The organism is Pseudomonas fluorescens (assembly GCF_902497875.1).
Classification (GTDB): domain Bacteria; phylum Pseudomonadota; class Gammaproteobacteria; order Pseudomonadales; family Pseudomonadaceae; genus Aquipseudomonas; species Aquipseudomonas fluorescens_BR.
Genome location: NZ_CABVHY010000030.1, coordinates 22,900 through 48,293, shown reverse-complemented (window position 1 = coordinate 48,293; position 25,394 = coordinate 22,900). Strand labels below are relative to the sequence as shown.

Annotated in this window: 22 protein-coding genes and 1 pseudogene; 17 read left to right on the top strand and 6 right to left on the bottom strand. The window is 56.8% G+C overall.

The window, feature by feature from the left end; genetic code table 11:
- Positions 1–104: 104 nt before the first annotated feature.
- Positions 105–1,019 carry a LysR family transcriptional regulator gene (locus tag F8N85_RS25740; protein ID WP_150806325.1) on the top strand — a complete coding sequence of 305 codons (915 nt, stop codon included), beginning with the start codon at positions 105–107 and terminating at the stop codon, positions 1,017–1,019.
- Positions 1,020–1,115: 96 nt separating this feature from the next.
- Here the strand turns inward: F8N85_RS25740 and F8N85_RS25735 are convergent, their stop codons facing one another.
- Together F8N85_RS25735 and F8N85_RS25730 are read right to left on the bottom strand one after the other, a co-directional pair.
- A complete protein-coding gene (locus F8N85_RS25735) occupies positions 1,116–2,177 on the bottom strand; it encodes an acyltransferase family protein (protein WP_150806324.1) in 1,062 nt (353 codons plus the stop codon).
- Positions 2,178–2,284: 107 nt separating this feature from the next.
- A complete protein-coding gene (locus tag F8N85_RS25730) occupies positions 2,285–3,430 on the bottom strand; it encodes an acyltransferase family protein (protein WP_150806323.1) in 1,146 nt (381 codons plus the stop codon).
- A 491-nt stretch (positions 3,431–3,921) separates the two neighbouring features.
- Between F8N85_RS25730 and F8N85_RS25725 the strand changes: the two genes are divergently transcribed.
- Entirely contained in the window at positions 3,922–5,832 is a 1,911-nt protein-coding gene (locus F8N85_RS25725; RefSeq protein WP_150806322.1) for a hypothetical protein, read from the top strand.
- Positions 5,833–5,958: 126 nt separating this feature from the next.
- On the opposite strand, the gene F8N85_RS25720 is transcribed toward F8N85_RS25725, so the two are convergent.
- Together F8N85_RS25720 and F8N85_RS25715 are read right to left on the bottom strand one after the other, a co-directional pair.
- A complete protein-coding gene (locus tag F8N85_RS25720; RefSeq protein ID WP_150806321.1) occupies positions 5,959–6,399 on the bottom strand; it encodes a hypothetical protein in 441 nt (146 codons plus the stop codon).
- Positions 6,400–6,594: 195 nt separating this feature from the next.
- Entirely contained in the window at positions 6,595–7,314 is a 720-nt protein-coding gene (locus tag F8N85_RS25715; protein WP_150806320.1) for an SDR family oxidoreductase, read from the bottom strand.
- A gap of 330 nt (positions 7,315–7,644) precedes the next feature.
- On the opposite strand from F8N85_RS25715, the gene F8N85_RS25710 reads away from it, so the two are divergent.
- From F8N85_RS25710 to F8N85_RS25650, 13 genes are all read left to right on the top strand, one after another.
- The gene (locus tag F8N85_RS25710; protein WP_150806319.1) at positions 7,645–9,069 is read left to right on the top strand and encodes an APC family permease; all 1,425 of its coding nucleotides are present in this window, start codon (positions 7,645–7,647) and stop codon (positions 9,067–9,069) included.
- Positions 9,070–9,131: 62 nt separating this feature from the next.
- Positions 9,132–10,088 (top strand): agmatinase, encoded by a 957-nt coding sequence (gene speB, locus F8N85_RS25705; protein ID WP_150806318.1) that lies wholly within the window; start codon positions 9,132–9,134, stop codon positions 10,086–10,088.
- A 14-nt stretch (positions 10,089–10,102) separates the two neighbouring features.
- Positions 10,103–10,933 carry a polysaccharide deacetylase family protein gene (locus F8N85_RS25700; protein WP_150806317.1) on the top strand — a complete coding sequence of 277 codons (831 nt, stop codon included), beginning with the start codon at positions 10,103–10,105 and terminating at the stop codon, positions 10,931–10,933.
- A gap of 9 nt (positions 10,934–10,942) precedes the next feature.
- Positions 10,943–11,866: an NAD-dependent epimerase/dehydratase family protein gene (locus F8N85_RS25695; protein ID WP_150806316.1), complete on the top strand. Its 924-nt coding sequence runs from the start codon at positions 10,943–10,945 to the stop codon at positions 11,864–11,866.
- Positions 11,867–11,889: 23 nt separating this feature from the next.
- Positions 11,890–12,615 carry an SDR family NAD(P)-dependent oxidoreductase gene (locus F8N85_RS25690; RefSeq protein ID WP_150806315.1) on the top strand — a complete coding sequence of 242 codons (726 nt, stop codon included), beginning with the start codon at positions 11,890–11,892 and terminating at the stop codon, positions 12,613–12,615.
- A gap of 37 nt (positions 12,616–12,652) precedes the next feature.
- Positions 12,653–13,564 carry a LysR family transcriptional regulator gene (locus tag F8N85_RS25685; protein WP_150806314.1) on the top strand — a complete coding sequence of 304 codons (912 nt, stop codon included), beginning with the start codon at positions 12,653–12,655 and terminating at the stop codon, positions 13,562–13,564.
- Between the two features lie 453 nt (positions 13,565–14,017).
- On the top strand, positions 14,018–16,066 hold the full coding sequence (locus tag F8N85_RS25680; RefSeq protein WP_150806313.1) for a hydantoinase/oxoprolinase family protein: 2,049 nt from the start codon (positions 14,018–14,020) through the stop codon (positions 16,064–16,066).
- Positions 16,066–17,763, top strand: a complete 1,698-nt coding sequence (locus F8N85_RS25675) for a hydantoinase B/oxoprolinase family protein (RefSeq protein WP_150806312.1) — start codon at positions 16,066–16,068, stop codon at positions 17,761–17,763. The genes F8N85_RS25680 and F8N85_RS25675 overlap by 1 nt, the downstream gene beginning before the upstream one ends.
- A 234-nt stretch (positions 17,764–17,997) precedes the next feature.
- Positions 17,998–18,555 carry an HD domain-containing protein gene (locus tag F8N85_RS25670; RefSeq protein WP_150806311.1) on the top strand — a complete coding sequence of 186 codons (558 nt, stop codon included), beginning with the start codon at positions 17,998–18,000 and terminating at the stop codon, positions 18,553–18,555.
- Between the two features lie 103 nt (positions 18,556–18,658).
- Positions 18,659–19,996, top strand: a complete 1,338-nt coding sequence (locus tag F8N85_RS25665) for a purine-cytosine permease family protein (RefSeq protein WP_224795746.1) — start codon at positions 18,659–18,661, stop codon at positions 19,994–19,996.
- 177 nt (positions 19,997–20,173) lie between these two features.
- Positions 20,174–20,881: a GntR family transcriptional regulator gene (locus tag F8N85_RS25660; RefSeq protein ID WP_150806310.1), complete on the top strand. Its 708-nt coding sequence runs from the start codon at positions 20,174–20,176 to the stop codon at positions 20,879–20,881.
- Between the two features lie 115 nt (positions 20,882–20,996).
- Positions 20,997–21,764: a class II aldolase/adducin family protein gene (locus tag F8N85_RS25655; protein ID WP_150806309.1), complete on the top strand. Its 768-nt coding sequence runs from the start codon at positions 20,997–20,999 to the stop codon at positions 21,762–21,764.
- Between the two features lie 166 nt (positions 21,765–21,930).
- A complete protein-coding gene (locus tag F8N85_RS25650) occupies positions 21,931–22,389 on the top strand; it encodes a metallophosphoesterase family protein (RefSeq protein WP_150806308.1) in 459 nt (152 codons plus the stop codon).
- 95 nt (positions 22,390–22,484) lie between these two features.
- Here the strand turns inward: F8N85_RS25650 and ahr are convergent, their stop codons facing one another.
- Positions 22,485–23,516 (bottom strand): NADPH-dependent aldehyde reductase Ahr, encoded by a 1,032-nt coding sequence (gene ahr, locus F8N85_RS25645; protein WP_150806307.1) that lies wholly within the window; start codon positions 23,514–23,516, stop codon positions 22,485–22,487.
- A 278-nt stretch (positions 23,517–23,794) separates the two neighbouring features.
- Between ahr and F8N85_RS35160 the strand changes: the two are divergent.
- Both F8N85_RS35160 and gfa read left to right on the top strand, forming a co-directional pair.
- Positions 23,795–23,902: pseudogene (locus F8N85_RS35160) on the top strand (hypothetical protein); the annotation flags it as partial.
- Between the two features lie 38 nt (positions 23,903–23,940).
- The gene (gene gfa / locus F8N85_RS25635) at positions 23,941–24,519 is read left to right on the top strand and encodes an S-(hydroxymethyl)glutathione synthase (RefSeq protein WP_150806305.1); all 579 of its coding nucleotides are present in this window, start codon (positions 23,941–23,943) and stop codon (positions 24,517–24,519) included.
- Positions 24,520–24,610: 91 nt separating this feature from the next.
- On the opposite strand, the gene F8N85_RS25630 is transcribed toward gfa, so the two are convergent.
- Positions 24,611–25,294: a winged helix-turn-helix transcriptional regulator gene (locus F8N85_RS25630; protein ID WP_150806304.1), complete on the bottom strand. Its 684-nt coding sequence runs from the start codon at positions 25,292–25,294 to the stop codon at positions 24,611–24,613.
- Positions 25,295–25,394 lie beyond the last annotated feature (100 nt).

The following is a 25,394-nucleotide window of genomic DNA, read 5'->3' as shown; positions in this document are numbered from 1 at the left end:
CTCGAAGCCCTGGCGGTGTTGGTCCGAGATTAGAGAGCCAAGGCAGCAGCTGACAGGCAATCGAAAGTGAACAAGGCAACCCAGGGTTAACACCGGCGGACACTATGAAGTTCTATCAACTCAATGCACTGGTGGCGGTGGCCGATGCGGGCAGTATCCGCGGCGCTGCAAAAAGGCTCGACACTTCGCCGGCAGCGGTCACCAAGGCCATCCAGAAGCTGGAGGCAGACACCGCCACACAATTGCTGATCCGTAATACCTCAGGGATTGTGCTTACCGAACTCGGCAAGAAGCTGTTGATTCAGGCACGTCTGCTGGTGGCACAGATGGTCAGTGCCCGTCAGGTGTTGGCTGATTGCAACGGGGAACTGGTGGGGCGCTTGTCGGTCGCCGTGACACCCTGGTTGGCGATGACGCTCATGCCCAAGGCCATCGTGCGTTTTCGCCAGCTGTTTCCAAAGGTGCAACTTGAGTTGTATGAGGGGCTTTCATCGGTCGCGTGTCCGCTGCTGCGGGACGCGAGCGTCGATCTGTTTATCGGACGGCTTGATACCCGGTTTTCGAGCACCGACCTGAGCTATCTGCCGCTGTTCACGGCCGATTGTGCGGTGGTGGCCCGTCAGCAACACCCGTTGTCGGACAGCAGAACCATGGAGAATCTGGCGTCGGCTGACTGGATACTGGCCTCGCAGCAAGACGGAACGATTTCGACGCAGGGGCATGTGCATTTCGCCCATTCGCTCTCGATCATCTTGAGCTTGCTGCGTGAAACCGACATGTTGAGCATCTTTCCCTGGCCGCTGGTGGAGATATGCGCTCAGCGCGAAGGCTTGTGCGCCTTGCCACTGCGCGAGCCGGTCGGCAGTGCCTCGGTGGGCGCTATCAGCCGAAGCGGGCAGCCCCTGCGGCCGGCGGCCGAGCGCTTTCTGGAGTGTCTGATCGAAACCATTCACCTGGAGATGGGGCATGCGCACTCTCCTTATCGGCGCATGTTGCAGACCGTCGATTTACTGGTCTGAGGACTGCAGCGTCACCCATCAACAATGACACGGTACCGGGGCGCTTCTTGCCCGGCAGGTCCAGGCATAGATGCTGGCGTAACTGGCTGCGCTGTATTACTCGCCATCTCTGACAGGCAAGACCTGCGGCGGGTTGGCCACCCTGCTCCGGTCGAGGAAAATGGCTCGCAGCCAATGGGTCATAGGCAATTCCACCAGGCGGTAAATGCCGATTGCCACCAGGCAGCACAGGCAAATGCTTACGGGGGTCATCACATAGGCGAGGGTGCCCGGTGCGTCGAACACATGGAATACCTTATTGAAGACCTTCAACACATACGGGTGAAACAAGTAAAGGGAGTAACTGGCATCGCCGATCAACACAAGCAACCCGGGCAAGCGGACCCCCGACAACCCATGCACCAGTGCCAGGAAGATCACCGCTGCCGGTATACCCCAGGCCAGCCCCCGTCCCAGGGACTCCACCAGGCTACCGGCAAGCGGCATGTAAACCAGGGCAGCGAGGCCGATCATTATCAGAACTGCGCGCGCACCCTTGCGGGGGCCGGCCGCGCGCCATGCAGCCGTGCGTGCGTACACGGCGTAGCAGCCCATGCCCAGGACGAACTCGGCGAGAATCTGCTGGGTGTAGTACTTGGCCCACAGCGCGTCGAACGTCACCAGGTGGCCCAACAGTACTAGAGCCAGAAGCAGGCTCGAGCAAATCAGCAGGCGATGACGGTGGCTGATGGCCATGGAGATGGCGAACAGGGCATAGAAGAACATTTCGAAGTTCAGGGTCCAGCCCAGGTACAGCAAGGGCTGGACGTATTCACCTTTCTGGTAGGGAATGAAGAACAGCGATTTGAGCATGCCAGTCACATCCGCCGTGGTGTTGTCCAGCAGGCTCGGCAGCAACAGGGCGACGCCGAAAACACCAAAGGTACCGAGCCAGTACAGCGGAACGACACGGATAACTCGTTTGGTAAAAAAGTGGCTGCCTGATTGAGCGGTGACCAAGGCCATGATGAAGCCGCTGATCACAAAAAAGATATCCACGCCCCAGTCGCCATTGCGAAACAATGGAATATGAAAAAAAACCACGGCGAGCGCTGCAATAGCGCGCAGCATTTGAACACTGTCCAGCTTGTCGGCTGGAGTCTGGGGCACGGGATTCATGGCGATATCCTTATCAGTCTGGCTCGGAAGGTGGCAACGCTAGGATGCGTTGAACGTGCAGGTAAATGTGTAAGGCAAGCGCAGCCACAGTCCGGCCAGGCCAGCATTTAGTCAGCATCAGGTCTCAACACGGGACTTCTGTGCGGGGGTTTGTTGCCAAGCGCTCGACCAAGGGCTTGCCCGGTCATTTCGACATACCGGTAGGTGAACATCGACACCAGGACTACCGATCCCACTACCAGCAAAGCGATGATGTTGTTGAACAGCGCATTACCGGTGTCCAGGTAGCGAGTCCCGTCGACCATCGGTGCGATGTCAACGCCGAGGACCTTTTCCGCCACCATGAATGCCGACACTAAGCAAAACAGAATGGCGGCGTGGGTCAGGTAGATGGAATAAGACAACTTGCCAAGAAAACCGAAGACCCGTCCCGCCAACAACCGTGACACCGCCCCGCCGTCGAAGGCGAATATCACAACGATGACACCGAACAACGGGCTGGCCACCAACGACTTGGCTGCAAAATCGCTGACCACGAATACCAGCGCCGCTGCAACCGCCACCACTTCAAGCACTGTCAGCAACCAGGTCTTGGCCCGGCTGGGATGGGGTAGCTTCAGGTACACGGCATAGGCCAGGCAGCCGGTGAAAAAGTAGGCGATGCCCCGTAGCGACTCGATGGTGAAGAAGGTATTGCCTGCATACATCAGCGCCAGGGCCACGAAGACCATCGTCGCCCACACCCATGTCCTGACGCCGAAGGCAATGCTCAGGATCACGGCGAAGATCATATAGGTGTAGTACTCGATACTGATGCTCCAGGACGGATAGTTGAACGACAGTGGATTAGTCAAGTGCGTCCAGGATTGCAACAGTAGCGCATTAGGCAGAATTCCAGCCGGGTCAAACTTTCCAGAAAATGGCGCATTGTTGAACGCCATACCTTGTTGGGCAGCCATATACCTGCCGCACTCTAATAATATAAAGACGCCCAACATGAAGAGGTGCAGCGGCAACAAGCGGAAGGTCCGTGTTATGAAGAATCTGCGAAAATCAAATTGCACAGCGCTGCCATAGGCATGCGTCAAGACAAAGCCACTCAGTACAAAAAAGAACGATACAAATACTTCGGCATGGCGAAATAACAACCATTCGGTAAAGCTGCCGCTAACGCGTAAGTGATAGAGCATCACTGAAACGGCCATCAGCCCCCTGAAACTGTCCAGCGAATAAAACCGCTTCCCTGCGTGCATATCCAGGCTCCCTTACTTGCATAGGCGGTACATCTTGGATTCACCTGCGATTACCCTACCGCTGGGTCGGCGATGGTCTCGCTCGGCTTCACCCAGGTAACGTGCCACCCGCTCCCGGAATGATTGCAAGCCCTTCACCCTTGCACTGAAGGGCCTGGCGCAAGATCTAAACGATTAGATGACGCATAACAAACCGCTGAGCCGGTGTGACGTTAGCATCACTCTTCAAAAGAGCAAGTCGGTTTATTCGTGCAATGACGAATGCACTATTGACGCAGTTATGGCGTCAAAAAAACTGCTAACACGCGGGGCATCAATAGTTTTTCACAACTGCATCAACCCGCATCAAAAGCACATAAATCTTTAATACCGTTCATCGTCGATCCGCGCTATTTTTCTCACGCTCGTTACATCGTGACTACTATGTAGAGCGAATGATGGCAGAACGCCAAGCTTCTGGGTTTTGGGACAGACGTAGTGGAAAGCACCGTATGAAATGCATCGTCATGGTATTGACGCTCGCCCTCAGCAGCCTGGCCCAGTCCGCGCCCATGCGCTGGGGCGATGTTCGCGACGGCAGCCTCTATCTGCAGCCGGCTCGCGATGACACGTTGCGCGTCAGTTGGATACCGGCCTGGCAAACCGACGCCAATGAAGAACGTATCTACCTGCTGGACGGCCAGGGGCAACTGCGAGGCGAGCGCTTTATCCCCGCCAGCGAAGGTCGCGGCAAGCAAAACTGGGCATTGCCCGCCAGCGCTGCCAGTTACCGCGTGGAAGTCCCGGGCTACAGCTTCAGGCGCTATCGCTTCGAGCACGACGACAAGACCGTCGCCCTGTTCGCGCCGACAAAAGTGCATTTCAGCGCCGAGACCGCATCCGATGTCGAGCTCTATTTCAAGGTCCGCGCCGGTGAACACGCGATCCTGGCAGGCAAGTATTTCGGTGGTGTCAGGGCGTTGCAGGCCGAGCGTTTAGGCGATGGCAGCAGAGTCGAGCTGAGACTCAAGCCCTACCAGGACTACCCGCAGTTCGACCAGATTGCTTTACCTGTTAGCGCTACGGATCAAGACTGGCGCCTGCGCCTGCAAGGTAGCGGCAAGGCGGCTTTCTGGCTGGACGGCACCGCCAACCTGTTCGCCCAGCGCCCCCAGCACCTACAGCCGCTGCGTCAAGACAACGGCCGTACCGAACTCAACCTGCATCCCGAGGTGCTTGGCCCCACGCCGCGCCTGGGCGTCGCTCTGCCCTACGTGCTTCCGCCGCCGGCAAGCCATGCCGCACTCGACGCGCTCAAGCCCCGTGCGGGTGGCTTTTACAGCGCCGTCGACATCATGGCCGCTCAGCCCCACTACGAAGATGCCTTCAGGCGTTTTTATCTGGAACGCGGTGGCATCGATATGAATATCACCTTGCTGGCTGGCAGTCGGCGTAAGGCCGACCTGGAGGCCAACAGTCAGAGCATCGCCGGCCTGGACGCCTGGCTGGCGACAACCGTGGCCTTGGGTCGCGGTACTCACTACCTGTCGTTTGCCGATGAGCCCAACTACAACTACCCCGACTATGGGACCTACAAGCACTTCTTCGACGCCATGTATCGCCAGGTGCGCGACTACCCGGGGGCGCGCGAAGCGGGGGTGCGTATCGCCATGCCCGCCAGCTCGCGCTTCGTCAATGGGCCGTTTACGCCAGAAGGCGCCCAGCACCGTGGCATCGATTGGGCCCGGCGCATGCTCGATGAATCGGCACCGCAAATCGACGCCTTGGCCTGGCACGAGTGGATGATTCGCGACCTGCTGGCCACTCGGGTGTACCGTGACTCTGTGCGTCGGGCTGCGGAGGTCGTCGGTCTGCAAACCGATGGCCGGCCACGTAAGGCGCTGTTGCTGGACCAGACCAATATCTCCAGTGGTTCAAGCGTGAGCCCCTACGAACAGGAGACGCACTTCGCATCGCTCTGGTGGGCCTCGGTTGCTATCAATTCAGCCCAGGATGGTTTGCTCGACATGCTCAATTGGTTTCAGGCCGCTGACGACCCAAACCACCTCAAAGGCATGATCCGCCTGCCAGGGCCTGATCGCTTCGAGCTGAAGCCGGTAGGCTTGGCGCAACAATTCATCCAATTGCACTGGCTCGACCAGGTCCAGCGTATGGACAACAGCGCGTTCGAGGTCGATGCCCTGGCGATGGCCCGCGGCAACGAACGCAGCGTGCTGGGCGTAAACAAGGGCGACCGCCTGCAACAGATCAGCCTGCAGGGCGCAGGCACTGCCTGCCCGTCCCTCACCCTTTTCGGCCCTGACAGCCGTAGCCGCGATGCCACTGTCGAGTGCCAGGGTGGACGCATTCGTTTTGAAGTACCGGGTGAAAGTATTTTCGCCTTGACGTGGAGAGCGTCGTGACAGCGCTTTGCTTTTACTGCTGATTTGCCACGACTGCTCATCAAGGAGATGTCCAGGTTGTCTCAATCGTCATGGCTTATGCGCCGATCGGTGAGGCCGGGGAGAGCGGCTTGTCATCGTTGAACGCTAACCACAAGCAACACTTACTGCCTTCGCGGCACGTTGGAGTTCCTGTTTAACATCGACAGGTATCCGCTGTTTCATCAGTCGCTGTTCGAGGAATATCTGATCGCCTCGAGTGTCGACCTCAGCGTCAATAGCACCAGCCTGTGCCTCTATGGCGGCAGCGTGAGCCTCTATTACAGCGTTAACCTCCGCTTCATTAGTAGCGGCGTCGAGCGCATTGATCAGAGCGGCCACTTTGGCTTCCTCATCCTCGGCGTACGCCTCTAAAGACAACCCGGCAGCCAACGCCCGGGCTCGAATTTCCACGCCTTTGAGGGACTGCTTGGCTTCTCCACACAGAGCGTCCTGTTTCTGATTCTCGGCGGCTCCCCACTGGATTAATACATACGTCATCGCGCTGACAATCGCCACGGTGATGCCACCCATCAGGATGAGCTTCATGGCTGCACCCTCGACCGTCGGGGGAGTGAGTTTTCGGTGGGCATCGCGTCGACTCTATTTGAAGATATTAAAGCGTAGCACCCGGAATCGGCTGGCTCCGTTCAACATCAGGACATCGCGACGATCAGCGTGGTTTTCTCTGGAGACAGCCTACTGCTTGAAGAATGGAGTTCGGGGCCGATTATTGCGGCCCGATCAGAAGCGCTCATCCAATATCGCAGGCAAGGTGAGTTCCTTGACGAAGCTTGCCGAAGACAGACTCAAGGCCATGCGTACGACGTGTACGACGTCATGCACGGGGATCAGATGGCCTTCGCCTCTCTGCTCGGCAAGCGCTCGCGACGTGCTCAGAGCATCCTCGGTATTCAGATAGCCGAGGTTCAGGCAGGTCACCCCCAGGCGCTGATCCCGGTATCCCTCGCGCAGAGCGTCGGCGATACCACGCAGGGCGAACTTGGAGGCACTGAAGGCTACTTCCGGCCGTCCACTGCGTGGCAAGCCTGAAGTCGATCCGGTCAGGATGATCCTTGGGTTAGCGCTTTTCAGCAGCACGGGAAGCAATCGTTTAATCAGCAAAATGGTCGAGGTGATGTTGCAGTTGACGATGGCCTGCAGTTGGTCGTCGTGGTCAGCCAGAAAGTCGTATACCGGATCAAAGGCAAACTCTTCCCATATTCCCAGGTTGTAGATCAGCGTATCAAGCCCGCCCTCTACCACAGCCTGTTCGATGATCTGCGCAGCCTTTGCGGGTTCAGCAAGGTTGGCTTCTACCCACCGCACATGAACACCGGCCTTTTGTATCAGGTTTCCGGGGTGGGTGCGGGAGACACCAATCAGCGTGTCCCCGGCCTCACCCAGTCCCTCGATCAAGGCTCTGCCCAAACCTTTGCTTGCGCCTACCACCATGGTTTTCATCGATTGTCTCCTTGACGTGCATGCTGACCAAGGCGGGCATGCAAGCAGATGATTCACGGCTTGGCAATCAATCGGCTGTTTCCAGATGTTAACTGGGGGTCGCTGATGATCGTTGATCGGCCATTCGACTGCGTCCATGAAAAACCTGGAAATTCAACGTTTGCGCTTTTGCGCAAGTCAGCTTTCGTCTTTGGTAATTGTTGCCGCGCAGCCAGTCCCCTACCTTCGATTCACGTTAACGCCCGGAAAACACCGGGTGTTGCTCAAGAGCTCTGTCCTACAAGAAGCGTTTTCGCTACCTGCCAATAAAAAACGAGCCTGGGAAAAATCATGAAAGTCTACGAACTATTGGGTTACGACCGGCACGGTACGATCAGCGAGATCGACACCGCGCTCAATAAAGGAAAGCTCAACACCAAGGACATCAGTTTTTCTGCGTTGGGGTTCAATGCACCGGCTTGGGTAGCGGCTTCGTCGATGTCGATTCTCTATTCGATTTCCGGCCATCAGGCGCCCCTGGCCATCTTGATTGCGTTCTTTTTCCCCATGCTGGTGCTGGCCGTGTGCATGGTTTCGCTTACGCGCCAGGCACCGTCGGCGGGGGGCATCTTCACCTTTTGCTCGCGTTTCCTGCATCCGGATATCGGCTGCATCCTGGGCTGGACCTATGCCGTTGCCTGCATCGCGGTAACGCCCATGTGTGCGTTGATCGGCACTGAGTACATCCAGGCGCTGATACCTTCGCTCGGTGGCGAGCTCAACGCGAAAATCATCGGCACCTTGTTGATCGTGACCTTCTTTGCGGTGTCGGTGCGCGGGGTTGGGGTGACCGCGAAGCTCGCCAGCACCTTTCTGATCTTCGAAATTGCCGTGGTGGCAGGGCTGGGTTTCATGGGGTTGATCGATCCCCAGGTCGAGAACCTGTCGTTTACCGAGATGTATTCCCTGCAAGGCGCCGGTGGTCTTGCCGCGATTGGCCCGGGCGTGCTGTTTGGCGTGTGGATGCTGGCGAACTTCGATTCAGCCATCAACTATATAGAAGAGGCGCGCGTGCCGGTTCGTACCGTGCAGCGTTCGCTGTTGATTGTTCTGACGTCGGCATTCGTCATTTACAGCCTGGCCGCCATCGGCTGGCAATACGCGGTTCCAGTGGAGCAGCTGGCGGCAATCGTGGAAAACGGCAATGGCGGGCCTATCGCCGCTGTCGCGAATGTCTACCTGCCACCGGCCATGGCCTGGCTGGCGCTGTTCGTGGTGATTACCTCGGCTTGCGCCGGCCTGCAGATTTCCTCCAACTCATCGGCGCGCACGCTGTATCGGATGAGTGAAGAGGGGCATCTCCCGGCCGCCTTCCGCGCCGTCAACCGCTTCAAGGCGCCCTGGTTCACCCTGGGCCTGGTGTCACTCGCCGGTATCGCCTTGCTCTGGTGGAAACCCCTGGACAAGATCGTTTGGTATTACGACGTGGTCACTATCACCCTGGTGATGTCCTACATCTCGGCGCTGGCGGCGTTCATGGTCATGACCTGGAAGCAACACAAGGCGCTCACCGCAACACTGCTGTCGATCCCGGCATTGCTGGCGCTCTGCGTGCTCGCCTACATCGGTTACACCGCAGGCGCCAATCCGGTCTCCCCGGAGGATCTCTACACCGCCTGGTACCTCGGTGGGCTGTCGCTGGTCAGCGGCGCGCTGATCGTACTCGCGGGTAAACGCCGCCGTAGTGGTGTCGGCGCGATGCCGACGAAGGCCTGAATGCTGGCCTGAAATCCCTTCTTATCATCAGTTCATCTGCTAATAGCCAGGAGTAAATCTTGATGGCCAATGATTTCCCGCAACCTCTGGATGCCGCCGTCATACCCCGTTTTGCAGGCATACCGAGCTTTATGCGTCTGCCCATTTTCACCGATCCGGCGCAGGTGCAAATTGCCTTGCTAGGCGTGCCCTGGGACGGCGGCACGACCAACCGCGCAGGCGCCCGGCATGGTCCGCGGGAGGTGCGCAACCAGTCGAGCATGATGCGCAAGGTTCACCACGTCAGCCATATCGCGCCTTATGACCTGGTGCGGGTTGGCGACTTGGGCGACGCACCGGTCAACCCGATTGATCTGCTCGACTCGCTCAAGCGCATCGAAGGCTTCTATCGGCAGATCCATGAAGTGGGTACGGTGCCTTTGTCGGTCGGTGGCGATCATCTGGTGACACTGCCGATCTTTCGCGCCATCGCCCGGGACCGGCCCATCGGCATGGTCCATTTCGATGCCCACTCCGACACGAATGACCGTTACTTCGGCGACAACCCCTACACCCATGGCACGCCCTTTCGCCGTGCGATCGAGGAGGGGCTGCTGGACCCTAAGCGCACGGTACAGATTGGTATTCGCGGTTCGATCTATTCGGCGGACGACGAAGACTTCGCCAAGGACTGCGGTATCCGCGTGATCCATATGGAGGAGTTCGCCGACATCGGCGTCGCGGCGACCATTGCCGAGGCACGTCGTATCGTGGGCGACGAGCCGACCTATGTCACCTTCGATGTCGATGTCCTGGACCCGGCGTTTGCCCCGGGGACTGGCACGCCCGAGATCGGCGGCATCACCACGCTGCAGGCGCAGCAACTGATCCGGGGCCTGCAGGGCCTGAACCTGGTCGGCGCCGATGTGGTTGAGGTTTCGCCGCCTTTTGATGTGGGCGGGGCCACGGCGCTGGTGGGCGCCACCATGATGTTCGAGTTGTTGTGCATCCTCGCCGATTCGATCAAGCGCCGCTCGTAGAAGGAGTTCAATTGATGACTGCCTGGCCTGAGAACAAACGCTTTGCCGTTACCTTGAGTTTTGACCTGGATGCCGAAAGCGCCTGGGAGCCATCAAGCCTCTCCGGGCGCCGGCTCTCCCTGCTGTCGATGGGGGCCTACGGCCGCCGTGTCGGAGTGCCGCGCCTATTGGAGTTGCTGGCCCGCTACGGTATTCGGGCGCAATTCTATATTCCCGCCCGGGTGGCCGAGATCGACCCCGAGGTGGTACGCAGCATTGCCGCTGCCGGGCACGGGATTGGCTGCCACGGTTACTTCCATGAGCGTGTCGATGAGCAGACGCCCGAGCAGAACCTGCAGATTCTCAAAGACTCCAAGGCGCTGCTCGAAGCCACCATCGATCGTCCGGTCACCGACTACCGTGCGCCGCTGTGGGAGCTGACCCCGGATGTCGTTGAATCGCTCCTCGCCCTGGGCTTTCACAGTGACAGCAGCCTGATGGGCGATGACCGGCCATACCGTGTCGGTAGCGCCGAGCAGAGCCTGCTGGAGTTGCCCGTCAGTTGGTTGTTGGACGATTGGGAGCAGTTCGCCTATTCGGCAGAGCCTGCGGTGGGCAGTGTTATCGAAGACCCGGAAAAGGTCTATCGACTCTGGTTGGCGGAGTTGGAAGGAATGCGCCACTACGGTAGCCATTTCATCCTGACCATGCACCCGCAATTGATTGGCCGCGCCTCACGCATCGCCATGCTTGAGCGGCTGATCCAACAGATTCAACGCTATGACGATGTCTGGATCTGCACGCCTGAAGAGGTCTACTCACGCTGGCAGGCGGGCGATCTGACACTGCCGCTGCATCCTTATTGAGGACGGGTCATGAATATACTGGTAACCGGGGCCAACGGATTTCTTGGCCAGGAAGTGGTGCGTCAGCTCTTGGCCCAAGGCAACGAGGTGGTGGGTTACGATCGCAGCCAGGTGTGCGCCATCGAGCATGCTGCTTATCGTTACGTACAGGGTGATCTTGCCGATCTGGCGAGTTTGCTGGAGAGCTGCCGGGGCCGTCCGGTCGACGCGATCGTTCATACCGCGGCGATCTCGCACCCGGTCGACTCACGGCGTATTCCCCTGCAGACGGTGTTGACCAATGCACTGGGCACCACCCATGTGTTTGAGTGCGCCCGGCTCAGTGGTATCCCTCGGGTGGTCAACCTCAGTTCCGAATGCGCCTATGGACCCAACCGGGAACTGGAGGTGATCGATGAGCGCGCGCCTCTTGAACCGACCACGCCGTATGGCTGCACCAAGGTGTTCACCGAAAAGCTCGGCCAGGTTTACAGCGACCTATACCAGGTCAGCGTGGTTTCCCTGCGTCCGGGCTGGATCTATGGGCCTGGCCAGTTCATGCAGTGCTACCTCAAGAGCCTGCTCAGAAGCGCGATCGACAATGAGCCGTGGCATGAGGAAGAGGGCGGCGATTACCGCTTTCAGTACGTGCACGTCGTGGACGTCGCCCATGCTTGTCTGCTGGCTGCCACCGTTCAGGAAGAGCGGTTGCACCAGCGGGTGTTCAATGTGACGGCCGGCGAGCAGGACAGCTATCGGGCGGTCGCGGCTCGGGTGCGCAAGGTCTATCCGCATGCCCGGTTAAGCATCGGTCCCGGTACGTTGAACGTGCTGGATGAAAATGCGCGCTTCGACATTTGCGCGGCAAGCGAACAACTGGGGTACCAACCCCGATTTGATCTGCACGAAGGCATTGCCATGTATGCGCAGTGGCTGGAACAGCATCCTTACTGATTGTCTGAAGACTGAGGTCATTCATGAAAACCTATATGGTAACCGGTGCTGCCCAGGGTATCGGCCGCGCCGTCGCGCGCGCGCTCGGTGAGCGCGGCAGTCTTGCGGTGCTCAACGACCTGCAGCAAAGCGCAGCGCTGCTAGCCTTGGCCGATGAGCTGAAGGCGCGGGGCGTGGAGGTGCGTCTTGCGCTGGGCGATGTGTCCGACCCCGCGACCGCAGAGTGCGCATTTGCCGGGCTGGAACGCCTGGATGTGCTGGTCAACAACGCGGGGTTCTTGCAGGAGACGCCGCTGACCGAGCTCAGTTTCGAGGCCTGGGATCGGATGATCCGTGTTCATCTCTATGGCGCGTTTCTGTTCTGTAAGCCGGCGGCGGTCCTGATGACAGGGCAGGGCAGTGGCGCCATCGTCAATATAGCCTCTGACCTCGGGCAGCTTGGATGCGCTAATCTTTGCCATTACTCGGCTGCCAAAGGCGGGATCATTGCACTGACCAAGTCATTGGCGCGAGAGTTGGCGGCCCATGGCGTACGGGTGAACGGGGTGGCCCCCGGCGGCACATTGACGCCGATGGTCGAACGCCTGGGTGAGTCTTATATTCGCCAGGAAGCGTTACGTTACCCGATGCTGCGGTTGGGAACTGCAGAAGAAATAGCCGCGGCGGTGGCGTTCCTCGCCTCGGCGCAGGCCAGTTTCATGACCGGGCAGATACTCGGCGTCAATGGCGGCGGCGTGATGAACGGCTGATTGCGGCCGGGGGCGGCAAAAACAATGAGGTGGCTGCATGCTGGTGAATTTGACGGATGTGGATCTGCGCATGCTGCGGATTTTCTGCTCGATCGTGGATGCCGGAGGCTTCACTGCCGCACAGGTTCCGTTGAACACCAGTTTGTCGCGGCTCAGCGTGCTAGTGCGCGACCTGGAGGTCAGGCTCGGTTACTCGTTGTGCAAGCGCGGGAAAAGCGGCTTCCAGCTGACCGAAGAAGGCGAGGAAACTTACGCGGCGGCCCAAGAGCTGTTCTCCAATATCGGCCATTTCCGCCAGCGCACGGCGGTGCTCAGCGGACGCCACCGGGAGTTGTTGCACATCGGCACGGTCGACAGCCTGATCACCCTTGAACACAGCCCCGTACCTGCGGCCATTGCCCAACTACGCGCTGCGCAGCCCGGCGTCCATATCGACTTGCATGTCATGCGCCCCGATGAGCTGGAGCAGGCCGTGCTCGAAGAGCGCATCCAGGCCGCCATCGGCGCGTTCCACCATCGTTTGTCCGGGCTCCACTATCAGGCACTGTTCGAAGAAGAGCAGCACCTGTATTGCGGCAGTGGTCATCCGTTTTTCCTGCGCTCGGATCAGGACCTGAGCTTTGAAGAGTTAAGCGCGGCCGACTATGTCGACAGAGGCTATGTGGCAGAGAACAAACGACCGTGCGAGCTCAGGTTCGCCAGCGCGGTCAGTGCCTTCTCCATGGAAGCCATTGCGTTGCTGATATTTTCCGACACCTACATCGGTTACCTGCCCACCCACTACGCGGCGAGCTGGGTCGAGCGCGGCAGGCTTCGATCGATCATGCCGCAGCGGTTGGCTTATCGTTCCGCCTTTCATTGCATCACCCGTCAGGGGCTGGAGCAAAAGAGCACCATGGCCGGGTTTCTCGATGCACTGACAGCCCATGCGGGGCTGCATTTATCCTAGAACCCGAGCACCTCGCTCCAGGTTCCACGTCCCTGCAATCCTTGCCACTTCCACCCTCGAACCTGGTCGTTCTGGCCTCCTGCGACGAATGGTCCGGCGCTTTCTTGTCCCTCTAGACTGAAGGTTTCAAGCACAAAAGCATCAACCAGATGCCCCTCTCGGCGGCGTGTAGAGGCTCGTTCGCTGCTCTTGTGTGAGCGACCGGTTGACAGCAAATAACCTCAAGGGCAAACTGTCCACAGTCTTCAGTCCACAGGTAGATCTGAAGCGACTCGAAGCATCAGATGCGCGAGGTACAAATATAAAAAAACATCCTGAAATAAGAGAAGTGCACTTACCGTGATTAATATAACTATCCGCGTCACATTGCGGCCCACACGGTAATAACCGCATAAAAAGTATTTTAAGAACTGCCCCCGAAAACGTTAGATTAATAATAAAGCGGAGCGCCTTATGCGTGAGGATAATATTGTAGGTGTCGACATTGGCGGTACGTTTACCGACTTCGTGTCATACGATGCCACCACTGGCAAGATTGAAAACTGGAAGAATCTGACCACTCCAGCCAATCCTATCGATGGTGTTTTGGAAGGCCTGTCCAAAATCGAGTCGATGGCAACGGTTAACAAGGTTCGTCTGGGCACCACCATTGCTACGAACGCACTGTTGACGCGAAAAGGCGCGAAGGTTGCCTACGTCACAACTAACGGCTTCAAAGATGTGCCGTTCATCCAGCGTGGCGACCGCCGCAGCCACTACGACATCACTTGGATCAAGACCAAGGCATTCGTTAGTCGAGCCGATTGCTATGAAGTTGCCGAGCGTATCAGCGCCCAGGGTGAAGTAGTGCTTGCGCTGGATGAGGCCTCAGTTCGCAAAGTGGCTCAGGCCATTCGTAACGATGGCACCATCGAAGCAATCGCCGTATGCACCTTGTTCTCTTACGTCAATCCAAAGCATGAAGACCGTATCGCGCAGATCCTGGCTGAAGAACTGCCTGACATCCCGATTTCGTCTTCGTTTCACGTACTTCCGAAGTGGAAGGAATACGACCGGGCATCCACAACTATTGCTGATGCTTTTCTCAAGCCAATCGTTCAAGAGAGCTTCGCACGCATCAAGGTTTGCCTCGATGATCTGGGTATCGGCGATAAAGTCGGTGTCATCAAGTCCAATGGTGGCGAATCCAGCATCTGGGGCGCAGCTGCTACTCCCGTGCAGATGGCCTTGTCCGGACCAACGGGTGCCGTAGTCGCCACCCGTACAGTAGCTGAACTCACCGGGATCAAAAACCTGGTTGTTTTCGACATGGGTGGCACGTCAACCGACTGTGCAACCGTAGTCAACGGCCAGGAAAACATCACCACCGACTTTGAAATCGAGTGGGGTATTCCGATTCAGGTTCCGATGATCGACGTACACACCATCGGTGCCGGTGGCGGCTCCTTGGCGTGGATTGACAAAGGTGGCCTGTTGCGAATGGGGCCGCAGTCTGCGACATCCGTTCCGGGTCCTGCCTGCTATGGCCGTGGTGGCCTTGAAGCAACCGTTACCGATGCGAACGTTGTCCTGGGTCGCATCAACCCGGATTTCTTCCTGGGCGGTCGGATGAAACTCGACGCTAGCGCCGCCCATCGTGCGGTTGCTCGTATTGCAGACAAACTCCACATGGCCGTTGATGAAGCCGCCATGGCTATGCTCCAGATTGCCAACAACAACATGCTGGGTGCACTGCGTACTGTGCTGTTGCAGCGCGGTCTGGACCCTCGCGACTTCACCCTGCTGTCATCAGGTGGAGCCGGTCCGGTTCACATCTGCGACCTGCTGGAGATCAGCGGCATCCCTCAAGGATTAGTACCGAACTATCCCGGCCAGTTCTCGGCATTCGGTTTCATCATGACCAATGCTCGTGTCGACAAGCAGCGGACGATTCAACAGGTCTCCACGCGGTTCGACGCCTTCGCGGTCGATGAAGCGATGACTGGCCTGGTGAGGAGTGCGGTCAGTGAACTGACCGAACAGGGTTACGTTGACAACATTCAGGTTCAACGCTCCATCGAAGCGCGTTACCTCGGTCAGAATCACGGACTGGAACTGCCGGTTAACGTGGCATCGATTGATCCCGAGTCTGCCGACCAGCTGTGGCAGAAATTCCATGAAATTCACAAGGCCCGGTTCGGCTTCTCCACGCCTGGCGAAACCATTGAGCTTGTGACCATCAAAGCTGTGGCAATCGCTTCTTGCGAGAAACCGAACATCCCGACGCTGGCGCTTGCCGAAAAGCCTGCCAAGGCTAGTTCAAGTCGCAAGGTTCGCTTTGAGGGAGGCTGGATCGATACGCCTGTGTACAACCGCGAAGAGTTGCTCCAGAACCATGTGATTACAGGGCCGGCGATCATCGAAGAAAGCGCCTCAGTCACGATCCTGCGACCCAACCAGCAAATTCGCGTTAACGAATACGGCTACATGCTCGTAACTGCAAAATCCGTGGAGGGCAAGTAATGGATATGGTAGCGATGAGTGTTCTCGACTCGACGATGGTCTCTATCTGTCGAGAAATGGGAATTACCCTCCAGAAGACCTCTTACTCCACGATCTTCAACGAAGCGCTGGACTTTACCTGCGGTCTGGCTGACAAGCAGGGCAATCTGATTGCGGTCGCCGATTTTTGCCCCGCCATGATCGGTGGGATCCCGCTCCTGGTGAAATCGTGCTTGAAGGAAATCGACGTAGTGTCCCTCAAAGAAGGTGACATCATCCTCCACAACGACCCCTACCGTGGTGGCCTCCACACGCCTGAACATACCTTCTTCAAGCCGATCTTCTTCCATGGCGAGCTACAAGGCTGGGCTATTGCCATTGGTCATATCGCTGAAGTCGGTGGCATGGCACCGGGCGGTTTCCCTGGCGAGGCCACGGAAATCTTCCATGAAGGTGTGCGTGTTCCTCCGGTGAAGATCAAATCCGCCGGTGTCGACAACAACGATATCTGGAAGCTGTTGCTGGCCAACGTTCGTACGCCTCGGACCAACTACGGCGATCTACGCGCCTTGATTGCAGCTGTAGATCTGGGCGAACGCCAGATGCTCGATGTTCTTGAGAAGTACGGCGTTAGCGAAGTGCAGCAAATCATAGGTGACCTGCTCGATTACGCCGAACGCCGCATGAAAGCCGAAATCGAAGCCATTCCTGATGGCATCTACTCCTTCGAAGATTCTGTTGAAAGTGACGGTGTAACCCCGAACAAGACCTACCGCATCGCTGTGGAAGTTCACGTGCGTGGCGACCAAATCATCATCGACTACACAGGCTCTTCGCCACAGGCACGTGGTCCGATCAATGCAACACTGGGGGTATCGACGTCAGCTGCCTATAACGCTGTACTGCATATGACGGACCCTTCGATACCGCGCAATAGTGGCTGTTTCCGTCCGATCAAAGTTCTTTCGCCTCCTGGCACTATCGTAAACGTGGATTTTCCGGCGCCTTCGGTCGGAGGAAATACCGAGACACACCCACGCATTACCGGGGCGATTCTGGGTGCAATGGCAACCGCGGTTCCCAACCGAGTCATGGCTGCCGAGGGCGCGACACATTGCAACTTCGTATTCGGCGGCGTGGATGCAGCCAGTGGCGAATACTTCGCCTGTTATGACCTGGAAACCGTGGGCTGGGGTGGGCGCGCTTTCGCGGATGGGAACGACGCTGTTGACTCGATCAACGGCAACTGTCGTACCACTCCAGTCGAGGTATTCGAAACCCGCTTCCCATGGCGTGTCGAGCGTCTCGCTTTAGATACGGACTCGGGCGGTGCCGGCGAATTCCGGGGTGGTTTGGGTTACACCAAACAAATGCTTTGCCTGAATGAAACTATCACCGTTTCGCAAATGACCGACCGGCATTTCACCAAACCCTGGGGCCTGGACGGCGGTCTGGAAGGCGGCTGTGGTGCCACCCTTGTCCAGAAAAAAGGTTCGGACAAGTGGGAAACGATGTGCGAAGCGTACGGCAAGATTTCTACGAGCCGTTATTCGAACGTCGACATCCTTGAGGGTGATCGGGTCAAGTTGACCACACCGGGAGGCGGCGGCTTCGGCAGTCCAAAAAAACGAGTACCGGAGTCAGTCGAACGTGATCTGCGCGATGGCTATATATCACTCGAATCTGCAAAGTCGAATTACCAATACACGGGGAACTGAAGATGAAATTCTCTGAAAATGGGCTCTATATCGAGCGTTACGTAAAGTGCTCTAACTGCGGCGTCCTGATCTATGAACAGGATGCCCCTACGAAAGTGAAAGTCGACGGTAAAGAATTCTGCTCCGACTGGTGTGTTAAATGGAGCGCTGAGCGTCAACAGCGGCGTGCTTCGAAGTAAAAATACTCGGCGGGGCTGTAATGGCCCCCGTCCGACGGAACGGATAGGAAAAGAGATGGAAAAGGCGAAGTTTAAAAGTATTGATCAAATGAAGCCCGAAGATTGGAAGCTGATTTCCGCTTTCGAAACTGACGAACATAAGCATATGCCTGAGCTGGTGATCAAACACTTGCAACTATTGGGGCAGGGTGAGCAGCCATACCAGATTGACAGGCTTCAGCATTCGCTACAGACGGCTACTCGGGCGACGCGTGATGGCGCCGATGATGAGATGGTTCTAGCGGCGCTGATCCATGATATTGGCGATACGCTCGCACTGTACAATCATGCTGAATTGGCGGGTGCGCTTATTAAGCCCTATGTGTCCGAAAAAACACATTGGATTGTGCTTAATCACGACGTGTTCCAAGGGTTTTATTACTGGGAGAACCTGGGGTGGGACAAAAACACTCGCGAGAAATTTCGTGGGCATCCTTGGTTTGATGAGTGTGACAAATTCTGTCGTGAATGGGATTGTCCTTCGTTCGACCCAGACTACGATACCTTGAGTCTTGAAAGCTTCATTCCCTTGATAGAAAGGATTTTCTCTCGAAAGCCGTATTCTCATCAATAAGCATACCTAAAAGCTTCAGGGTTCCCCAAGAAGCATTTAATTAGTTTTTTCTGCCCATAAAACGTGTTCTAAGCACCTCCTTCTATAACTGGAGATATAAAAAATGGCGGGCCCAATTAAAAGTAACGGCAACGCAGGGCAACCTGCAACCGTGGTGGGATTTGACGAGCGTATCAATAAAGTATCACTGTCCATGGCGTGGTGGGCAGTGTGTAGCGCAATGTTCTACATCATTGTAGGCGGCGCGCTCGCGTTAGAATTCGGAACGTTCAATGCAATTACGGGGATGCTCCTTTCGGTCATCTCCTATGGCATCATCACCTCCCAAATGGCCCGCCATGCCATCAAGACAGGTCATTCAGTGACCTCCTTTTCGGTAGAACTTTTCGGCTCAAAAGGGGCCGTGCTCGCTGCGATCATCCTCGGAGCTACAGCAATCTATTACGCGGTGTTCGAAGGGTCTGTCATCGCGCTGGCGATTAACCATCTCTTCCCCTCGATCAATCACACCGTCGCGGCTCTGATCGTCGTGGCCTATAGCGTCCCACTGGTATTGGGGAAAATCCAGGTCTGGCTCGACAAACTGAATGGTGTGCTTTTGCCGGTCTATGTCATAGGCCTCATAGCAGCCGTTTGCATCTCTATTTCCGAATATGGCTATTCAACCAATTGGATGACGTTTGGGCCCTCTAACCCATCCCCTTACGGTTGGTGGAATTGCTTTGTTTATTATATGGGCGTCTGGGTTCTTATGCTCTTTGCCTATGAGTATGCGAAGTTTGGCAAGGCCGCCGATGTTGAATTCCACAGCAAATGGAACTTCGGATTTCTATTTTACTTTGTCACCATTGTCGTCAATGGCGCGTGTGGTATTTATCTGGTCAGCTCTGTCCCCAGCATCGAGAAGATCAGTGAAATTTCTGTAGTGCTGGCGATACTGAGCTTGCTTGGCTTCTGGGGGCTGCTCTTCGTATGGGCAACACAGACCCGTATCAATTCAGCTAACTACTTCGTCGCTACCGGTAATTTGAAAACCATAGGTCAGTTCTTTGGCATTCGCTGGAGCTGGGGTTGGTGGGCAGTAGTCGTGGGTGTATTGGTGTTTTGCCTCATGCTCGCCGATGTCTTCAAATACCTGTTGGAAGCTCTTGCCTATCAGGGGATTATCGTTGTCGCCTGGGTGGGTGTCGCGATGTCGAGAATTATCGAGGTGCGAAAACTTGACGATGGCGGCGTGTCGAGTGCCCCCTGCAAATCGGTGAACTATTCTGGATTGGCTGCGTGGTTGGTTGCCTCGGTCGTGGGTGTGATCCTTATGAATTGCACGGGTCTGCTAGCCACATTCTCAGCGCCCGCCACCGCCATTGTCGCCTATGCAGTAATGCGTCTGAACTCTAAAGTTCGAGTGGTGAATAGACCCAGTATTAGCAAAGTAAATTAATTATGTTTGCGTAGGCTGCTTATATTTAAGGGCCTGCGCAACAACGACTACTTGAATTGACAGGGGCGGGATAAAAGCGCAAACTAACTGTCCACAGTCGACAGTGCGCAATCGGTAAAACGATTCAGTTCGACCACGATAGTGACTTACATCGAAGACACAGCGGGTTAACTTCAGATGAATCAGTTCTCCTCAGATTCAAACGTCCCTACGAGCGAACCAGGCTTGTTCCCAGCACCCATTGTCGACAGTAAGAGTCTGTCGGAGCAGGTGACCGAGTACCTGTACAAGCTGCTGGTCAGCGGCCAATTGAAGGCGGGACAGCGCGTTAATGAGGCCGAACTGGCACGAACGTTGAAGATAAGCCGTAACCCGATCCGGGAGGCGATCCGCAAGCTGGAGGAGCGAGGCTTGCTCATCTCCAGCCCACGGCGAGGCACATTCGTCCGTTCGTTTTCGGAGTCGGACATCCAGGATATTTTCTCATTCCGGATGGCGTTGGAGGAGTTTGCGGTTCGTCAGGCATTTCGATATCTCACCGATGAGGACATTGAGAGCCTGGCTGACATCGTCCGCCAGATGGAGGCAGCTGCAAAGACAGGGCGTGAAATGGAGCTTGTCGAACGCGACATCGCTTTCCATCAGCGAATTTGTGAACTATCGAGAAACACACAGACCGTTCGGGCTTTTTCCAATCTCTACGCAGAAATACAGATTTCGATCAGTTTAGTTGAACATCGATTTGAAAGTCTTGAGGATGCGGCAATAGACCATTGGCCAATTGTTGAGGCATTTCGCACTAAAGACGAGCAAAAGGTCATTGAAGCTCTCAGGGTTCACATAGGCGATTCCTGGAAAAAAATTAAGGAAGCCTACAACTACTAAGTTAAGTTGTAGCCCCTCTTGGCGATTTCAAATGACGTCGCGGAGTTTTTTTTCGTTTAAAATTCGGTGTTTTTATTTTTATTTGCGTCCTGTTTGTTTGCTTAGGTGGAGCCTTATGTCCAATATCGCAAGTCCCCATGCTTTCGTTTCCACTACTGAATGGAGTGTTCGCTGCGAACTGGCAGCCTTTTATCGACTGCTCGCTCATTTTCGAATGACTGACCTGATCGACACCCATATTTCGGTGCGGGTTCCAAGTGCTAAAGATCTGTTTTTCATTAATCGCTATGGCGTACTGTTTCACGAGATGAAAGCATCTGATCTGGTCAAGATCGATATTAACGGCGACCTCGTGGATGAATGCCACAATGCAGGGCCGATTAACAAGGCCGGATTCAATATCCACTCAGCCATTCACGGCGCTCGCCATGACGCTGTTTGCATCGTGCATACTCATACGTCGGCAGGTATGGCAGTATCTGCTCAAGAGGAAGGCCTGCTGCCGATTACACAGCACGCTTTAAAGTTCTATGACTGCCTCAGTTATCATGATTATGAAGGTATCGCTCTTAATCCTGCCGAATGCCCGCGACTTGTGGCGGATCTCGGTTCGAACATGGCAATGATCCTGCGAAACCATGGGTTGTTGGCTGTCGGAGGCTCCGTTGCCGAGGCCTTCAACCAGATCTATTTCCTGGAGCGAGCCTGTCAAGCTCAGGTCGCTGCGTTGGCTGGCGGGCAACCTCTGCGTTACCCCTCAAAACACATATGTGAACTCACAGCCAAGCAGTCAGCAGATGAGATTCGAGACAATCTTCATCTCTTGGCTTGGGAATCCGCTTTGCGGCTCATCGATGATCAGAAGTCTGAATATTGCTCCTGAATAAATTCTGCGTCAGCGCAATGCTTCAGGGATGTTGCAGAGGAGTGGCCAGTCTAAGCCGCGAGATCAGTATCGCCGTCTATGATTTTGCGAGCTCACCGCGCACGTCGAGGGCATTTGATTAGTTACAATGGGTTCGATTCTTGAGCCTGGTCGGGAGCTTTGCATGAAAGTTGGCGTGATTTCCGATACTCATGGTTTGCTCCGCGCCGAAGCCCGCGCTGCCCTGGAGGGTTGTGAACGGATCATCCACGCGGGCGACATTGGCAATTCCGACATTCTTTATCAACTGGCGTCTATCGCCCCACTGCACGTAGTGCGCGGGAACAATGACCAGGACGCACCGTGGGCAGAAAATATCCCCGACTTGCTACGTTTCGACCTCAACGGATGGCCAACTCTGCTGGTGCATGACATCGCCGATGTCCCGGTCGTGCTTGATGCAGGCATAAAGCTGGTGATCACCGGCCATTCGCACAAGCCATGCATAGAATGGCGCGGCGAACAGCTCTATCTCAATCCTGGCAGTGCGGGACGGCGGCGCTTCAAGCTGCCGGTGACGCTGGCTCTGCTCGAAGTGCTGGCGACCTCAATTGAGCCTCGTCTGGTCTCGCTACTGGAATGACCTTCCCTGGATTTATTGGGCAAAACACTTCCAAACCTTTGGGTTTGCGCCCGGCGTTTGAAGGCGCGTGCGGCGTTACCCGACGCGCCAATCCGTCATTTACTGGCGTCCAGCACGACGCGGTAACGCGCTTTGCCACTGCGCAGGTGATCGATGGCTTCGTTGACCCGGCTCATGGGAAAGTGCTCGACCTGCGGCAGGATTTGATGACGTGCGCAGAATTCCAGCATGGTCGCCGTGGTACCGGGCGAGCCCACCGGCGAGGAGGACAAGCTCTTTTGTTGGGGAAGCAGGTCGAACACGTGCACTGGAATAGCGCCGGGCACTAGGCCAACAAAATGCAGGCGCCCCCTGCCGCGCAGGGTTGCGAGCATGGCCTTCCAGTCGAGGTCGGCGTTGGCCGTGACCAGGAGAAAATCCAGGGTGCCGGCAATGGATTTCAGCGCGTTACTGTCGGTCGAGGCGACTACGTTGTGCGCGCCCAGGCGTCGGGCTTCGTCCTGCTTGCTCAACGACGAGGTAAAGGCCGTGACTTCGCAGCCCCACGCGTTAAGGAAGCGTAGTGCCAGATGACCGAGGCCACCGATTCCCACCACACCGACCCGGTCAGTAGGCTTGACGTCGAATTCCACAAGCGGGTTGAACACCGTCGAGCCGGCGCAGAACAGTGGCCCGGCCATGGCCGGGTCGAGTCCGTTTGGTATTGGAAGGGCCCAGGCCCAGTGCGAACGCAGGCGGTCGGCGAAGCCGCCGTGGCTACCGATGATGGTGGGTTGGACTGTGCCGCATAGGTGATGGGAGCCTCCGATACACGAGGAGCAATGCATGCAACTGCCCTTGTACCAACCAATACCCACCCGTTGTCCGACTTCGAGACCGCGTACCTGCGCGCCCACTCGCACGATACTGCCGACCACCTCGTGGCCGGGGATAAAGGGGTAGTGACTAATGCCCCATTCGTTATCGATCAGCGACTGGTCGGAGTGGCAGACGCCGCAATACTCCACGGCGACTTCCACCTCCTCGTCCCCCAATGGACCGGGATCGTAGCTATAGCGCTCCAGTGGAGCGCCGGCCGCCGTTGCGGCCCAGCCGGTGAAGGAAGTGAGTTCGGTGCTATTGCTCATTGGATACCTCCTGATCAGGAGACAGGGTTCTGGCACCTCAGGTGCCGCGGCGGAGCCAAGAAAGTGTAGCGTATCGCTGGCCGTTGTCTCGGTTGCCGATACCTTGGAGACAACACATCAATCGTTAAGCGAGCCACGGGCTCGCGCTATCTTATGCGCCGTTGCCGGCGCTCAACTCATGGCGCGAAGCCGCTCTGACATCGCGCTCTATGACTCGTTAATCGAAAGCTACCGTTCTACCCGCGTAATCTTCAAGCACAAGCACGATTGTCCGCTCCGTCACTCATACCATGCCACTTGAACGAATCAATGAGGCCTTTGATCTAATACATGAAGGCAAATCGATCCGCACCATTATCAAATACTCATCCGCACCCTGGAGCTGAGGCTCCAGATTCAGACTCCCTGATGATGGAGGTTTATCATGAGCAACTTGAAACTTCATCCTTCGTTGGATAGCGGAATAGAGCCAAGCGCTGCGAACTTCTCTGGCGGTACCCTGCAATGCCTGTGTCCGACTGATAAGGTTGAAATCAGGATTGACGCCCAGACCCTGCACAATCACGCCTGTGGCTGCAGCAAATGCTGGAAGCCCGCAGGTGCGAAATTCGCGGTTGTTGCAGTGGTTCCCCGCGATAAAGTCAGCGTCACTGCGAACGCTGAGAAGCTGGTTATCGTCGACGAGCGCGCGGCTATTCAACGACATGCCTGCAAAGAGTGCCATGCCCATATGTATGGCCGCATCGAAAACAAAGACCATGCGTTCTATGGCCTGGATTTCGTGCATACCGAGCTATCTCCGCAAAAAGGGTGGGCCGCACCAGGCTTTGCAGCCTTCGTTTCGTCGATCATCGAAACCGGCACCCCGCCGGAGGACATGAAGGAAATTCGCGAAAAACTGCGCGCGCTCGGTTTGGAACCTTATGATTGCTTGTCGCCAGAGCTGATGGACGCATTGGCTACGCAAGTGGCGAAGTTGAAGGGTGTTCTCGCATCCCGTTAAACCCCATTTGTGCTCGGGGTGTCGATGAGCACCTTGTCGACGTGCCGCAGATTGGGCGGACGCTTACGTTTCGCGATGGCAGCTGCCAAGGCTAGCGTGCAGCGCTCCGGGTACCGGCGAACGCGCTCGTGCCAAGCCAGCGCCACAGGTTTTGCGCATCCTGCACTGCGCCGTCGACACGCAGCTCTCGCGACTGAAGCACCTCCTGCGGCGTGCGGTCGCCCGTCCACACCTCGGTCAACGCGCGCACGCTGGAGTCCACGACGAGCGTCAGTTCGCGGCCGGGGTCGTCGCGGCACAGGTCTGCCACACCCTGTTCAACCACGAGCCACCACTCTTGCTCGCCGGGCCGCGCGTCGCGGAACTTGAACTGGACGACCACTGGTCGGGACGGGAACGTCTCAATGCGCACGAACCGGCGCACGTCCCACATCAGCAAGCCTGCATCGAGTTCGTCATCGCGAAGGCGACTGCCGATCCAGCGCGCGCCCCAATGGCCCAGCGCCATTATGATGGGGCGCAACTCCTCGCCCGCGTCGGTCAGGCTGTACTCCCAGACTTTGCCGACGGCTGTGCGATGCACGACACCGATATCTTCCAGATGGCGCAGCCGCTGTGCCAGCAGACCGGTGGACATCCGGGGCACGCCGCGGTGCAGTTCATTGAAGCGCTTACTGCCGCACAACAACTCGCGCACGACCAAAGGTGTCCAGCGCTCGCACAGTGCTTCAGCACCGCGCGCGACCGTGCAGAACTGACCGTAGCTGTCTTCCATCGTCTGGGCTCCGCAATCACAACACTTCAGATTCTGAACTAGCACCGTTACTTCGTCACGCGCACGCTGAAGCCTCCGAAAGCCCACCGCCAAAGGAGAA